A 15,581-nucleotide genomic window follows, 5' to 3' on the forward strand; every position below is an offset into this window, starting at 1 on the left:
CCCCGTTATCAACGAAGTTATACCGACCTGAAACGTTCCGCTAGGCAATAATGTCTGCGGAATTTTTACAAACAGGCGGTATTTTTAGGGAGGCACAAGATGCGTAATTCCACATGTAATAAGTCGAAATTTGTCCGCGCGGCACTGCTGGGTAGCAGCGCCTTGGCGCTCGGAATTTCTGCTCCTGCATTTGCGCAGGTTGAAGAAATCGTCGTCACTGCGCAGAAGGTAGAAGAAAATTTGCAGGATGTGCCAATCGCGATCACTGCGGTTTCTGGTGATACGCTGACGGCGTCTGGCACTAATAGCCTCGAAAATTTGAGCCAGTTGGTTCCATCGGTAACGTTCCGCAAGGGCACAACAAATGCTAACTCGGCAGTTGTGTTGCGCGGCGTCGGAACGATTTCGTTCTCAATCGCAGCAGAACCAAGTGTTTCGACCGTTGTCGACGGTGTCGTGCTCAGCCGCTCAGGTCAGGCATTTGCCGATCTGGTGGAAATCGAGCGCCTCGAAGTATTGCGCGGGCCACAAGGCACCTTGTTTGGCAAGAACGCGTCGGCTGGTCTTATCAACGTCGTTTCCAAAGGTGGTACCGACACGCTTGAGGGTGAAGTTACCGTAGAGGGTTTTGAAGGTGGCGAATATCGCGGCCGTGCAACCGTTTCCGGCCCAGTCGCAGAGAGTCTGACATTCCGCGCAAACGCATTTTACGGCACATATGAAGGCAATATCACCAACATTTTGGGCGGTAACAAAAATAAGATCAATGGTTATGAGCATGTCGGCTTCCGCGGATTGCTTGATTTTGACAATGGTCCCGCACGGATCAAGCTCATCGCTGATTATTATGAAGCGGATGATGATTGCTGCGGCGAAGTCACTGGCGTGTCACGCGGTGCTGCGCTGGACGCAGAGTTGAACCTGCCATTGGGCGTGGCCCAAGGTGAAAATCAGCGTTTTGTGAACCATAATCTGGTGACGGAGTCGTTGGATCGTCAAGTCGGCATCACAATAAACGCAGATTTCGATGTATTTTCCGATCATACGTTGAGCGCGATTTACGGTTATCGTGATTGGAATAATACAGAAATCCGCGAAGGCGATTTCTTGCCTCGTGCTGTTGTGGGCACACCACAATTGCATGACCGTGGTCTTGTCGAAACCAACCAAAGCTCGCTTGAAGTACGTTTGGCCTCAGACCAAAGCAAAGCGTTCAAATATCAGGTCGGTGCGTTTTACTGGAACTCGGAAAATACGCAGGACTTCACACGTGAGGTTATCACATGTGCAACATCCACTTCGGCTGTTGATGCGCGAACGGGTGCTCGTCCCTGTAACCTTACAGATACGGTCAATACATTGTTCCCGACTGCCACATCAAGAAGCTTAGTTGATATTGAAAATTATGCTGTTTTCGGTCAGGCAACTTATGATTTCACCGACCGCGTCGGTTTAACCGTTGGTATGCGCTGGACGCATGACTCCATCGATTATACCCACAACCGTGCACCAGGCGTAAACCGCACCAATGGCGCAGCGGCAACGGGTGCTGGTATCTCGGGTTCGCCTGCTGGTGGCACAGTTGCAACGGGCGGTAACGGTACAGCGCTGTCAACCGGATCGTCCAGTAACAGCAATTTCTCCGGCAAGGCAGTGCTGACTGTGAAGCCAACTGACGATGTCATGGTCTATGGCAGCTATACGCGCGGCTATAAGGGCCCAGCGTTCAACGTCTTCTTCAACCACACTGCTCCCACCAATGCGGTGCCGATTGATGAAGAAACATCGGATTCGTTCGAAGCCGGTATTAAGAGCCAGTTTGCCGACAACCGCATCCAATTGAATGCGTCGGTATTCCAAGTGACCTATGACGGGTTCCAGGCGAACAACTTCGTGCTGTTGAATGGTGCAGTAGTTACCAACCTGACCAATGCTGGCCAAGTGCGCAGCACAGGTTTTGAACTGGATGCAGTGGCAAATCCTGCTGAGGGCCTCGATCTGTTCGGAAGCGTTGCTTATGCGGATGCCAAGGTTCGCAAGTTCAACGCGAACCCGCTGACCAACGCACCAGATGCACGTAACGGCACAAAACTGCCTTTGGCGCCAGCGTGGAGCTGGAACATTGGCGCGGCTTATGAAGCCCCGTTCAAGATGTTTGGTCGTGATGACAAGGTCTATCTGCGGACAAGCTTCAACCATGTTGGCAAGCAGTTTTCAGATCTGGGTCAAAGCGGCCCAATCGATAGCTATGGCTTGTGGAATGCGAGCATTGGTTATTCGGACGCCGAAGATAATTGGCGCCTGACGTTCATGGTGCGTAACATTACGGACGAAAGCTATGTGCTGCTGAATACCAGCGCAGGCCAGCGTTTGCATATCCCGCGTGATGCCGATCGCTACATGGGTGCAAGCTTGCGCTTCCGCTTCTAAATTCGCCTTAAAAGGCATATAGAAAGGGCCGGATCCGCAGGGATTCCGGCCCTTTTTTATCGATTATGTCGCAAATCACTAAAAATGGCGGCTTCGAGATAATCAGTAACCCAGTTCGACGAATATCTCACACGCGATGACCAACGACGTTTACATCTGTAATCGAATCGACTACAGATGTAGTCGGAGATTGAAGCATGTCATCAGAGCGTATCAGCGACGCTGAATTAACGATTATGGAAATATTGTGGGAACGCGCGCCGCTGACGGCTACCGACGTGGCCGCACGTTTGCCGGATGACCGCGCATGGTCTCTGCCCACGGTCAAAACCTTGCTGTCGCGATTGCTTGGTAAGGCAGCGGTTGAGCATCACGTCGATGGCCGTCGTTTTCTGTATTCGCCGCTTATTGGCCGTGAGGATTATGTCGCGCATGAATCAAAGCGGCTCGTAGATCGCCTTTTTGGCGGCAAGTTCATGCCATTGTTCGCGCATTTGGCGGAACAGGAAAATCTCAGCGCCGATGACATATCCGAAATCGAAAGATTATTGCAGGAGATGAAATCATGAGCATGGATTTCATGGGGGCATGGCTGTTCGATACCTTTGTGGTGACCAGTATCTTGATGTTGGCGGTTTTGCTGCTGCGGGGACCTGTGGCGCGGCATTTTGGTCCAGGCGTTGCATATGCACTTTGGTGTATTCCAGCTGCCCGTGTTTTGATGCCATCGCTAGAGGGGGCGCCCGCACCTGTTTTGGGGAGTGGGGCGACAATACAGGACAATGTGCGCGACGCTATCCTCGCAGTGATATACGCACCGGAAACTGCCGTTGCAGCCCAGCAAATGGCGGCCGCGCCATCGGTCAATTATGCTGTGCTTGGCTTGACAGTATGGCTTGGCGGCGCAGCATTGCTATTCATCATTCAGATGATCCGCTACGCCTCTATGCGCGACGAGCTTTTGTCTGAGGCAACCGAAGTCGCAAATATCAACGGCGTCAGAGTTGTGGCCTCGGATCAGGTGGCTGGGCCGCTCGCCTTCGGCCTGTTCAAACGCTATATTGCTGTGCCGCAGGATTTTAGCAAAAATTATTCACCGGCCGAACGCGAACTCGCCATCGCCCATGAAATGGCACATCACAAATCGGGTGACCTGTTCGCCAATCTGGCTGCATTCTTCATACTGTGCCTTTTCTGGTTCAACCCGGTCGCTTGGTTGAGCTGGAACGCCTTTCGCGTTGACCAAGAAGCCGCGTGCGACGCGCGCGTATTGGCAGGCAAATGTTCCGAAGAGCGCGCTATTTATGGACGGGCATTGGCGCGCACGGCGTTTGACGGTGTGCCAACTTTTGCCACTGCACTGAATTCCCCAAAAACTATCATCGAACGATTGAGGAGACTGAATATGAAAAACGCCAGCACGAAACGGCGCTTGTTTGGCAAAATCGGTGTCATCGCCGCTGCCGCTGTTGTCCTGCCACTGACCGCAACTGTAGTGCCCGCCGTGGTCGCGCAGGATGATACTGCTGCCGATAGTAAGTCGGAAACCGTCAAGCGCGATGTTCGGATCATCAAGATAAAGCGCGACGGTAAAGAGATCGATATCGTCGGCCATGACGGGGATAACAAAGATGTCACTAAGGTCGAACGTGACGGTAAGATCTTCATCTTCCGTACCGACAAAAAGCTGACGGAGGAGGAAGTCGAAAAAATGGTCGGCAAGGCTGAAGCGTCTCGCAAAGCGGCTGATGCGGCTATGGCCGACGGCGATAAATCGGCGATGGAATCAACCGATGTTGCGCGCGGTACGCCACAGACTAAGCGGATCATCATAAAATCCGCCGCCGACATACCTGAGATCGATATTCAAGGAATGACCGAAAACTGCACTTCCGCTGCGCAACCCGTCACCACGGATGTCGAAGGCGTGGATGGCACGCGCAAGGCGCGCGTTCGCCTTGTAATGTGTGGTAAGGGGCAAGCACAGATTGCACGGATTGAAGCAATAAAGGGCTTGCGCGAGGCACGTAGTGAGATTGCTTCGGAAAAAGACATGCCCAAAGCTGTGCGCAAAGATGTGATCGAAAAGCTGGATCAAGAGATCCGTAAGCTTGAGGCGCAAGCCGACAAGTAAATTAGCAGGCAAATTATTACAGAACCCTCAGCTCCCCTTTTCGGTTCTGTCGGGGCGGTTTTTACGGGCCGCCCCTTTCTCTTTGTTCCGTAATGCGCCATATCGCCGGAATGAAATGGCCCGACACCATCACAGCAGGCGAGATTGAGCAGCATGAGCCGCTTGTGCGGCGTGTTTTAGCGCCCAATGCGTCGCCTTATACTTATACGGGCACGCAGACCTGGATTGTTGGCAATCAGACCGACGTTGCCATTATCGACCCTGGTCCTGTGGGAAGCGGGCAAAGCGCTGGTGATCCCGCGGACATTCATGGCGAGGGCCATGTGGAGGCGATTTTACGCGCAGTTGGCGATGCAAAAGTCACCGCGATCCTGTGCACACATACCCATCGCGACCATTCGCCCGCAGCCGCGCCTTTGAAAGTCGCCACGGGTGCGCCGATAATTGGTTGCGCGCCATTAGTGCTGCGTGATGATGGGCCGCGTGCCGATAGTGCCTTTGACCCGGATTACCGTCCAGATCGCGTTCTAGGAGACGCAGAGGCCATTTCGGGCGATGGGTGGACGTTGGAGGCGGTGGCGACGCCGGGGCATACCAGCAACCATCTCTGCTTTGCTTTGCGCGAAAGCGGCGCGTTGTTCACGGGCGACCATGTGATGAAATGGTCGACCAGCGTTGTCAGCCCACCAGACGGCGATATGAGCGACTATCTGGCGAGTTTGCAGAAATTATATGATCGCGACGACCGCGTTTATTATCCGGCGCATGGCCCAGCGGTACACAACCCGCGTCAATTGGTGCGCGGCATGATTGGTCATCGCCGTCAACGCGAGCGCCAGATCGTGACGCTGCTGGAGGGCGGGGAGGGGCATGTCCCCAATATGGTCGCGGCGATGTATAAGGGGCTGGACCCACGCCTGATCGGCGCGGCGGGGCGTTCTGTCCTTGCGCATCTTATCGATTTACAAAATCAGGGCCGTGTGGCGACGCACGGGGATGGCTGGCATCTAATTGGTCAAGCTTGAAGCTCACTTAAAAGCGTGATATATCAAGAAGATTGTTGTGAAGCCGCTATTCCGGGGGGAAGACGTCGCATGGCTACTGTGGTTGGGACACAATCGCGCGCGCAGGGCGCCGATCATTTTTTCCGCATACTTGCAATAATCATGGCCTTTACGGTCGTTGCCGGCTTTTCGGTTCAATATCTTGCCGGACGATCCAGCTTTGGTGCGCGCACGCTTGTGCATATACATGGCCTTGCCTTCATGGCTTGGGTTGGCCTGTTTGTCGCGCAGGCGTGGCTTGCGACGCATGGACCGATTTCCCTCCACCGGCGCTTGGGCTGGATTGGCGCAGGCTGGATAATCGTTCTGCTGTTATTGGGCAGCCTCATCACCATTGACGTTGTTCAACGCGGGATGACGCCATTCTTCTTTCAACCGCAGAATTTCCTTATTGCGAACCCGTTTTCCGCAATTATGTTTGCGGCGCTTGCATGGACCGCCATCCGCCTTCGCCGGCAGACCGAATGGCATATGCGCCTGCATATTTGTGCGATGACGACCATCATTGGCCCAGCATTTGGCCGTTTGTTGCCGATGCCCTTGCTGGTCCCTTATGCATTTGAGATTGCCGGGATCGTTAGCCTTATATTTCCCATTGCCGGAATGGTCCATGATCTGCGCAAGCATGGCCGGGTGCATCCGGCATGGTATTGGGGCATCGCGGCGACCCTGTCGGTCATTCCGGTGTCGCATATCATTGCGAATTCGGCATTGGGTGACGCAATTTATGCTGCGGTCACGGCGGGACATGCCGGTGCGGGCGTTCCCGGCATGGAATTTGGCCCGCCACCACAAATGCCGCCAAGCTAGCCTTGTTTCACGCGCCCAAATCGACCACATAGGCGTTTCATTCAGGTGCCGGAACAGGTTCGGCATGGCAAAGGTATGATTATATGAACGCCCCGACGCTCCGCGAAAACTTGCAAGGCCTTGATTTATTAGAAGAAATCAAGCGACTGAAAAAAGAACGCAATGCCGTCATCCTTGCGCATTATTATCAAAAGCCCGAGATTCAGGATCTGGCCGATTTTGTGGGTGATAGCCTTGAGCTGAGCAAGCGTGCGGCAGAGACTGATGCGGACGTCATCGCCTTTTGCGGCGTAAAATTCATGGCCGAAACGGCAAAGATTTTAAGTCCGCAGAAAACCGTCATATTGCCGGATATGGCCGCAGGTTGTTCATTGGAGGATGCGTGCCCGCCGGGTAAGTTCAAGGCGTTTCGTGCGGCCCATCCTGATCATATCGCGCTGACCTACATCAATTGTTCCGCTGAAGTGAAGGCGCTGTCCGATATCATCGTGACTAGTAGCAGCGCCGAAACAATCCTGAGCCAAATTCCGCCAGAGCAGAAAATTATTTTTGGTCCAGACCGACATCTTGGCGGCTATCTTGCCCGCAAGTTCAACCGTGAGATGCTGTTGTGGCCGGGTGTATGCATTGTGCATGAGGCATTTTCGGAAACCGAGCTTTTGAAGTTGAAGGCGCAATATCCCGGCGTTCCTGTTGCCGCCCACCCCGAATGTCCGCCGCATATCATCGACCATGCGGATTATGTCGGCAGCACCAGCGGTATCTTGCAATATGCGCAGACGATGGACGGCGATACCTTGATCGTCGCTACGGAGCCGCACATCATCCATCAGATGGAAAAGGCGGAGCCAAGCAAGGCATTTATCGGCGCACCGGGTGCAGACGGTAACTGCGCGTGTAATATCTGCCCTTATATGGCGCTTAATACGATGGAGAAGCTGTATCTTGCGCTACGCGATTTGACACCGCAGATTGAACTTGATGAAACAGTTCGATTGGGCGCAAAGAAAAGCCTTGATCGGATGTTAGAGATGGCAAGCGGAACAGTCGGTAAGGGCGATCTCGGTCGGGCCTAATTGGTTGATGACGCGGTGTATCAAATATCTACTCGCCTTCACCGTTATATCGATATAATACAGCCGCAATATGCTTTTCTGGCGATCTTCTTCTAATAAAAAAACGGATATCGACAGTCGGCTTGCCGCTTTTGATGATAATTATGCGCAGCAATTTCCCGACGATCCGCAGCCATGGAATGATGCTGCCCCGATACCGGCCAAGCGCCTGTTTTTAGGCAAGACGCGCTGCTGGTGGTTCGGGCGCACGGTTGCGGCCTTGATCGCAATATTTGTTCTCTTGTTGCTTTGGCTCGCAGTTACGGCCCCCTTGTCGAAATCGCTTCAGCCGATTGCACCGCCGCGGATTACATTGCTGGCGTCTGACGGCACACCTATCGCGCGCAACGGCGCAATCGTTGATCGACCTGTCGACGTTACTGAATTGCCGCCGCATGTGGTGCAGGCCTTTTTGTCGATTGAGGATCGGCGTTTTTATTCGCATTGGGGCATTGATCCACGCGGCCTCGCGCGCGCGGCATGGTCAAACGCTTTTGGCAGCGGGATTACCCAAGGCGGCAGCACGATTACGCAGCAGCTTGCCAAATTCACCTTTCTAACGCCGGAACGCAGCCTTACCCGCAAGGCACGTGAAATGCTCATCGCCTTTTGGCTTGAGGGGCGCCTGACGAAAGATGAAATCCTCGGTCGTTATCTGTCGAACGTTTATTTTGGGGACAATGTCTACGGCTTGCGCGCTGCATCGCTGCATTATTTTTATCGTCAACCTGAGCGTTTAACGCTGAGCCAAGCAGCCATGCTGGCTGGCCTTGTGCAAGCGCCGTCACGTCTGGCCCCGACCAAGAATCCCGAACGTGCCGCAAAGCGTGCCAAGCTTGTTCTCAAGGCGATGGTGGCGAATAAGGCCATTACACAAGCCAAGGCCGATGCCACCCCCGTAGCGCGGCTGGACGTGCGTGTCCGGGAGACATTGCCGACAGGGACATATTTCGCCGACTGGGCCATTCCGCAGGCGCGGCTCCTCACCGAAAGCGGCTATTCCGATGTGCGGATTACCACAACCCTCGACGCCCGCTTACAGAATATTGCCCGCAAGGTTGTCGCCAGCGCAGGCGTTGGTGACGCGCAAATTGCATTGGTCGCGATGCGTCCAAATGGTGAGGTTGTCGCCATGGTTGGTGGCAAAAGCTACAAGCAATCCGCCTTTAACCGCGTAACGCAGGCCAAAAGACAGCCTGGATCGACATTCAAACTGTTTGTGTATCTGGCGGCGCTTCGTTCTGGCATGACGCCGCAGTCGATGATTGCCGATACCCCCATTAATGAAGGCAGTTATCGCCCCAAAAACTCCGGCTTACGCTATCGGGGTGATATCACTTTGGAGCAAGCATTCGCCCAATCAAGCAATGTCGCCGCTGTGCGCCTGTATCAAAAAGTAGATGGCAAAGAGGTGGAGCAAGCGGCGAAAGACCTTGGCATCCGTAGCCCGCTCACCTTGGACCCAAGCCTTGCTTTGGGCAGTTCAGGCATCACTTTGTTAGAATTGACGGCGGCTTATGCCGGTGTCGCGGGAAACCAATGGCCTGTTGAACCGCACGCCTTTAAACAAGAGGAGCAAGGCTGGATTGAATGGTTGTTCTCAGGCCCACGATCTTTCAGTGGACGTATGCACGGGATGTTGCTGGAATTATTAGGGGCATCGGTGAAGCAAGGCACGGGACGGGCCGCGCGGCTTTCCATACCGGCTTATGGTAAAACAGGTACCAGTCAGGATAATCGTGATGCTTTGTTTGTTGGCTTTGCTGGCGATTTGGTCGTTGGGGTATGGATCGGCAATGACAACAACACACCGCTAAGGGGCATTAACGGTGGCGGCTTGCCAGCGCGTATCTGGCGGGATTTCATGTCGCAGTCTATTCGTAATGCAGCGCCGGTCAACAGGCCAAAAACTACGCAGACTCCAGATCCAGAAGGCCCAATCGAACCATTTGACTTGCCTGAGTTGCAGGAATTGCCAATCGATATTAGCAATTCGGAAATACGTGTCGATCAGGGGCAGGGCGTGACTGTGAATACAGACGTAAATGGTGTTCCGTTTGAAATTACACTTGATCGTGATGGCGCCAATGTTCAGCCGACCCCATCTGTGCAGCGCCCCGCGCCGGAACCGCGTTGATGCGCGTTCTTTTCTGCCATGACTAAACTCATGCGATATTTTGCGGTGCTGTGCCTATTGCTGTCTCCGTTATGGGCTGTACCCGCACTTGGCGATGCAAGTGATATCAGCGCTGCATCACGCAGCGTTGTGCGGGTCATTGTATATAGCACTGCCGAAGGACAGCAGAGCATCGTTAGTATTGGGTCTGGCGTGGCCGTTGCGCGGGATAAAATCGTCACCAATGCTCATGTCGTTGAAATGGCGAGTTTTGACGACAGCGTGCAGATTGTCATCGTGCCTTCAGATGGCACGCAAAGCTATCGCGCCAGAGTTTCCGCCAGCCTGCCGCGTAAAGACCTTGCCCTATTGCAACTGACGTCTGGCACGCTCGTGCCTGCAAGTATTTTCGCAGGAGCGCCAGAAGATGGCGCAGATGTTTTTGCCATTGGCTATCCCGCGAGTGTCGATGTCGCGTTAGAGCAGAGCGAAGCCGATGTGCTGCGCCCACAGCAGCCCGTCAAAACGCGGGGAACGGTCTCCTCCGGACGAACGTCGAAGTCGGTGGAATCGCTTTTGCATACGGCGCCTATTGCCCCGGGGAATAGCGGCGGGCCAATTGTGGATGCCTGCGGACGCGTGCTGGGCATCAACAGTTTCGGTTCGGTCCCTACGGATGGCGGTGCGGAATTTTACTTCGCGATATCTGCGCGAGAGCTGTCGGCATTTCTTGCCAATCGCGGGGTCGCGTTCCGCTCCGTGCGGGGCGATTGCCGGTCGGTCGCTGAGTTGACGCGCGCCGAGGCGGAACTTGAGGCATCTACACGCGCCAAGATAGAGCAAGAAGCGCGTGTTGCCACTGAACTGCAACGCAGCCGTGAAGGCAAGGTACGCAGTGACGCCGAACATGCCGTCATTGGTGAACGGGAAAACCATTTGGCCTTAGCGGGGCTGTTGCTCGTGTTAAGCGCTGTCGCCGGCGGTGCTGCATGGCAGTTTTCCGAACGTGAGCAGCGGGAGAGATTCAAAGCTGCAGCCGCGGCTGGCGCTGTGCTTTTTGTCATGGCGGTGGGAATTTTTGCGGCGCGCCCCTCATTCGATGAAGTCGATGCGCGCGTTCGGGCGGCATTGACCGCCGATACGCCAGACGATCCCGTTGCCCAAAAGCGCGCTATTACTGCCGAACCGCAGACGAAAATCTGTGTGTTGCAGCCCCAACGCAGCCGCGTCACGATGTCCGACACAACAGACGTCGAATTTACGTGGCAGCCCGATGGATGCGTCAACGGACGCACACAATATGTCGAAAGCGGTGGCCGTTGGGTGCGCAGCTTTGTCCCCAATAATGACGCGCAAATTTCGATTATCAGCTACGCCCCGGAAACGGATATTTACCGTATTGAACGGTTCCTGCCAGGCAATGACGCCATGCAAGCCGCCCGTGCGGCACGGCAACTCTATGACGTGAAAACCTGCACTGCGGACCAAGGGCAACTGACCAATATCGAAAATATGAACAAGACCATATTGGCGCAATTGTCGCCCACGCCGAACGAGATTTTATTGTTCACATGTTCTGACCGCTGAATCTTGGATTGTGCGTCAGGACTTAGGGCTTATGGTGGCGTCATGATCCGTTCGCTGTCGATTTTGTTGTTGCTATTGTCCGCAACACTTGCCGGATGCTCCGAAGGCGTTGATAATGAACGCGTCCGGGTTGATGTGATTGAAAGCCGTCCCCGCCCTCTAAATATATCCGCATCACCGCTGCCCTTGGCGTCAGCTTATCTGCGCGCGGCAACGGCGCAAGGTTTGGTGACCTTTGATGAAAAAGGACGGGTCGCGCCCGGCCTCGCTAATCGCTGGATCGTCACTGACGATGGCATGAGTTATATCTTCCGCCTCAATAAAGGGCGCTGGAATGACGGGCGGGAGGTAGAGTCGAGAGAGGTTGCACGTCTTTTGACTGCGCGCATTCGGGAATTGCGTAAGGGGCGTCTTGGTTCCGAATTGGGTGTCATTGACCGTGTCGTCGCCATGACGGGTCAGGTGGTGGAAATCAGGTTGAATGCCCCGATGCCTTATCTGTTAGAATTACTGGCCTTGCCCGAGTTCGGGTTGCTCAGCAAAGGCGCCGGATCTGGCCCTATGCAAGCCAAAAAATTTGGACAGGCTATGCAGTTGCGGCGCAATGAAACCGATGATGAAGGCGCGCAAGTCTTGGGCAATGCGATTGTAACTTTGCGGCGTGGTGAGGCATCCACGGTGATTGCCCGTTATGCGCTGGGACAAAGTGACCTTGTCGAAGGCGGCCGGTTCGAAAGCTTTCCTTTGCTCGACGCGGCGAAAATTCGGGCGGATCAAATCCAGTTTGACGCGGTTCCTGGGCTATTCGGTTTGCACATAGTGAATAACGCTCCGTTTTTGTCGGATACCGCCAATCGAACGGCAATCGCCATGGCTATTGATCGCCCCAAATTGCTGACGGCGTTTGACATTGTGGCGTGGCAGGAAACGGTTACTTTGGTTCCCGAAAGCTTGCCAAATCGGGCGGACATACAACGGCCAGCATGGTCAACGCCATCTATGGAAGAACGCAGAACAATGGCGCGGGACACTATCGCCAAATGGAAAAATGCCAATGGCGCAATTCGGCCATTACGCGTTGCCTTGCCACGTGGTTATGGCAGCCGGATATTCTTTGCGCGCTTGCGCGCGGATCTTGCAACAATCGGTATTGATGTTGAGCGTGTGACCATGGACCGGCCGCATGACCTACTGCTCATTGACCGCACCGCCCAACAATCGAGCCCCATATGGTATCTGGATCAGCTATCATGTAAATTTGCGCCATTATGCAGCGCGCGGGCGGACGAGATTGTGGCCAAAGCGCGCCGCACGAGCGATAGCGCACTGCGCGCGCAGTTATTGGGTGAGGCAGAAGCCGAATTGCAGGCCAGCGTCGCCTTCATCCCCATTGCAAATCCTTTGCGTTGGTCGCTCGTCCGACCAGGTCTATTGGGGCATTTTGCCAATGGCCGTGGGTGGCACCTGTTGCAATATCTCGGGCGTGACCCGACATAGGCACAAAGGAGTAACTGCAGTGCCGATTTCGCAGGAACAATTTGCGCGTATTGCCAAGGATTTGCCAGCTATGGGTAATGACCCACATGCCGTTCGCGCGCGCGTAGAGGCGCTTGAGAAAATATTGGAGCGTGCCTTCGTTATTCCGGGCACGAAAATTCCCTTTGGCCTGGATAGTGTGATTGGTTTTGTCCCTGTTTTGGGTGACTTGGTAACCGCGGCCATGGGCGCCTATATTGTATGGGAAGGCCGCAATTTGGGCATGTCCAAATGGCAGCTTATCCGCATGAGCGCGAATATCGGTGTGGATACTGCGATTGGCGCAATCCCTTTTGTCGGCGATGCTTTTGACCTTGTCTGGCGTTCGAACAGCCGAAATCTCAGGATAATCAAAAAACATCTCGATAAACATCACCCCGCAACGCGGATTATTGAGGGCTAGGCCTAACGCCCACGCCAAATTTTGATTTGCGCTGTAGTCGGGGCGCGGCGCGTAAATATCGGACAGCGGCGGGGTTTGAAATCCTTGCCAAGGCAAATATGCACTTCTTGTAACCAGCCTTTGGCATTGGTCTTCACGGTTATGGCGTCGGTTGGCAGGCCATCATTCAGATCGGCCATTCGTTCAGCCAGCACTTGCGCCGTCAAAGGCGTCCCGCGTTCTGGTTCGCGAGATAGCCGCGCCATGTCGGGAAATTCAATTGTATTGAACAGCAACCGCGCTGCCCCGAAATAAGTGTCCGGCCTATTGGCCATGCAACTGCCATGCTTTGCCCATTGATGTTGCAGCAATTGGGGGGAGGGGCTGAGGCAGATATTGTCCCTGACCGCTCGCCGAGGCAGCACGCCAACCGCGCGGCAATATTGCGGGTAGTTGGCCCCTTTGGTTTCAGGCCACAGGCCATGCAGGATAAAGCCAAAGTCGCCCATTTCGCCTGAACATTGGAACCGTGCCGCAGGGTCGCGCATCCGCCCTCGGCAATATTCCGGACTCCAACTGAGTGCCAGCACATAGCCGTCTATTGCCGTGCGCCTTGCTTGGCCGGAGGGCGGCAATTCCAAGGCCGGGCGGGGTAGAAAGCGCGGCGGCTGGCATTGCCAAGCTTGTGCCATTAGCGGGGTAGGATGGGAGAAAGCCACGGCGCCTATAAAAGTGAGGAGTTTAAACCTGCGCAAAATCCAACCCGATGTCCGCCGCAGGCGCGCTTTGGGTCAGGCGGCCAACCGAGATATAGGTGACGCCAGTTTCCGCCTTGGCGCGGATCGTTTCCAACGTCACCCCGCCCGAAGCCTCAGTCGGCACACGGCCTGCAATGCGCGCCACCGCTTCGCGCAACATATCGGCGTCCATATTGTCGAGCAGCAAATGGCTTGCCCCCGCCGCGAGGCCGGGTTCAATTTGGGCGATGCTGTCGACCTCAAGGATGATGCGTTCAACCCCTGCATTTTTGGCGCGGGCGACGGCTTCTGCTACGCCGCCTGCAACGGCAACATGATTGTCCTTAATCATCGCTGCATCCCATAGGCCCATACGATGGTTCGTAGCGCCGCCTATGCGCGTTGCGTATTTTTCCAGCAGCCGAAGGCCGGGAATGGTTTTTCGCGTATCCAAAAGGGTGCAACCCGTTCCAGCGATGGCATCGACATATTGCCGTGTCATTGTCGCAATACCCGAGAGATGCTGCACGGTATTAAGCGCCGAGCGTTCTGCGGTGAGCATGGCGCGGGCATTGCCCTTTAAGCGCATCAGCTCTGTGCCCGCAGGCACTTGCGCGCCTTCCTCAACCAATAAATCAATTTCCATCAACGGGTCGAGCGCTTGGAAAAATGCGACCGCGATTGGCAAGCCAGCGGCGGTGATGGCATCGCGACTGTCCATAACCCCGTTGAAACGGACATCGGCCGGAATAACGCTTTCCGACGTGACATCCTTGCCCGTCGGTCCCAAATCTTCGGCCAATGTCGCATGGACGAAGGCGTCCATATCAAAAAAGGGAATTTCAAAAGGCATTTTGCTGATTTCCGGCGTGACTATGGGGGGTATTCCCCCAAATATAGGTAAGTTCGCTTTAGCCAGCAATCGCTGAAAACATCAAACCGAAGGGGTCAGTAACCCATCAGGCTCATGACTTCCTTACGGCTCGATTGATCGTCGAGAAAACAGCCAATCAGCTTTGATGTCACCATACCAACGCCGTGTACTTTTACACCGCGTCCGGTCATGCAACCATGTTGCGCCTCAATGACAACCGCAACACCCTCTGGCTTCAGATTTTCCCAGATGCAGTTCGCAACCTCGGCCGTCAGGCGTTCCTGCACCTGAAGGCGCTGGGCAAAGCCGTGTAAGACGCGCGCAAGTTTCGAAATGCCTACAACCTTGTCAGTTGGCATATAGGCAATCGACGCCTTGCCGATGATGGGTGCCATGTGATGCTCACAATGTGACTGAAAGGGAATGTCCTTAAGTAGCACGAGCTCATGATAGCCGCCCACTTCTTGAAAGGTGCGCGACAAATGCGCTGCGGGATCTTCGGCATAGCCTGCGCAATATTCACGCCAAGCACGGCCAACGCGCGCAGGTGTGTCGAGCAAGCCTTCGCGCTCAGGATTATCGCCTGACCAGCGGATGAGTGTACGAATGGCATCTTGAACGTCATCAGGAACGACAATTTTGCCATTCTCACCGATTTCGTCTTCATAATGAATATGGGCGATAGGAAATACCTTTTCGTGCTTGGTCATCTTTAGGCTCCGGCAGGCAAAGTGCCCGCGACTTTAAGCTTAAAGATATGCCGGTCCGCCTTTAAAAACTATACGGACAATAGCCT

13 protein-coding genes are annotated in these 15,581 nt (G+C 54.5%); 10 read left to right on the forward strand and 3 right to left on the reverse strand.

Features of this window, described 5'->3' with window-relative positions:
* Window positions 1-99: 99 nt before the first annotated feature.
* The 10 genes from D7D48_RS02090 to D7D48_RS02135 all read left to right on the forward strand — a co-directional run bounded on the left by D7D48_RS02090 (window position 100) and on the right by D7D48_RS02135 (window position 13,195).
* Window positions 100-2,430, forward strand: coding sequence for a TonB-dependent receptor (locus D7D48_RS02090; RefSeq protein WP_125229722.1), 2,331 nt, complete (start codon window positions 100-102; stop codon window positions 2,428-2,430).
* A gap of 197 nt (window positions 2,431-2,627) precedes the next feature.
* The gene (locus D7D48_RS02095; RefSeq protein ID WP_125229723.1) at window positions 2,628-2,999 is read left to right on the forward strand and encodes a BlaI/MecI/CopY family transcriptional regulator; all 372 of its coding nucleotides are present in this window, start codon (window positions 2,628-2,630) and stop codon (window positions 2,997-2,999) included.
* Window positions 2,996-4,564, forward strand: a complete 1,569-nt coding sequence (locus tag D7D48_RS02100; protein ID WP_125229724.1) for a M56 family metallopeptidase — start codon at window positions 2,996-2,998, stop codon at window positions 4,562-4,564. Before D7D48_RS02095 ends, D7D48_RS02100 begins: the two co-directional genes overlap by 4 nt.
* A gap of 110 nt (window positions 4,565-4,674) precedes the next feature.
* Entirely contained in the window at window positions 4,675-5,589 is a 915-nt protein-coding gene (locus tag D7D48_RS02105) for an MBL fold metallo-hydrolase (RefSeq protein WP_125229725.1), read from the forward strand.
* Window positions 5,590-5,658: 69 nt separating this feature from the next.
* Window positions 5,659-6,438: a hypothetical protein gene (locus tag D7D48_RS02110; RefSeq protein WP_125229726.1), complete on the forward strand. Its 780-nt coding sequence runs from the start codon at window positions 5,659-5,661 to the stop codon at window positions 6,436-6,438.
* A gap of 83 nt (window positions 6,439-6,521) precedes the next feature.
* Window positions 6,522-7,514 carry a quinolinate synthase NadA gene (gene nadA, locus D7D48_RS02115; RefSeq protein ID WP_125229727.1) on the forward strand — a complete coding sequence of 331 codons (993 nt, stop codon included), beginning with the start codon at window positions 6,522-6,524 and terminating at the stop codon, window positions 7,512-7,514.
* A gap of 70 nt (window positions 7,515-7,584) precedes the next feature.
* Window positions 7,585-9,690 (forward strand): transglycosylase domain-containing protein, encoded by a 2,106-nt coding sequence (locus D7D48_RS02120; protein ID WP_125229728.1) that lies wholly within the window; start codon window positions 7,585-7,587, stop codon window positions 9,688-9,690.
* Window positions 9,691-9,708: 18 nt separating this feature from the next.
* A complete protein-coding gene (locus tag D7D48_RS02125) occupies window positions 9,709-11,256 on the forward strand; it encodes a S1C family serine protease (RefSeq protein WP_125229729.1) in 1,548 nt (515 codons plus the stop codon).
* Window positions 11,257-11,298: 42 nt separating this feature from the next.
* A complete protein-coding gene (locus D7D48_RS02130) occupies window positions 11,299-12,753 on the forward strand; it encodes an ABC transporter substrate-binding protein (RefSeq protein ID WP_125229730.1) in 1,455 nt (484 codons plus the stop codon).
* Window positions 12,754-12,772: 19 nt separating this feature from the next.
* Window positions 12,773-13,195 carry a DUF4112 domain-containing protein gene (locus D7D48_RS02135; protein WP_125229731.1) on the forward strand — a complete coding sequence of 141 codons (423 nt, stop codon included), beginning with the start codon at window positions 12,773-12,775 and terminating at the stop codon, window positions 13,193-13,195.
* Between the two features lie 2 nt (window positions 13,196-13,197).
* On the opposite strand, the gene D7D48_RS02140 is transcribed toward D7D48_RS02135, so the two are convergent.
* The 3 genes from D7D48_RS02140 to folE all read right to left on the reverse strand — a co-directional run bounded on the left by D7D48_RS02140 (window position 13,198) and on the right by folE (window position 15,495).
* Window positions 13,198-13,866: a ribonuclease T2 family protein gene (locus D7D48_RS02140; protein WP_125229732.1), complete on the reverse strand. Its 669-nt coding sequence runs from the start codon at window positions 13,864-13,866 to the stop codon at window positions 13,198-13,200.
* A gap of 49 nt (window positions 13,867-13,915) precedes the next feature.
* Window positions 13,916-14,764: a carboxylating nicotinate-nucleotide diphosphorylase gene (gene nadC / locus D7D48_RS02145; RefSeq protein WP_125229733.1), complete on the reverse strand. Its 849-nt coding sequence runs from the start codon at window positions 14,762-14,764 to the stop codon at window positions 13,916-13,918.
* Between the two features lie 95 nt (window positions 14,765-14,859).
* Window positions 14,860-15,495 carry a GTP cyclohydrolase I FolE gene (folE, locus tag D7D48_RS02150; RefSeq protein ID WP_125229734.1) on the reverse strand — a complete coding sequence of 212 codons (636 nt, stop codon included), beginning with the start codon at window positions 15,493-15,495 and terminating at the stop codon, window positions 14,860-14,862.
* Window positions 15,496-15,581 lie beyond the last annotated feature (86 nt).

The organism is Sphingorhabdus wooponensis (genome assembly GCF_003933235.1).
In the GTDB taxonomy this organism is placed as follows: domain Bacteria; phylum Pseudomonadota; class Alphaproteobacteria; order Sphingomonadales; family Sphingomonadaceae; genus Sphingorhabdus_B; species Sphingorhabdus_B wooponensis.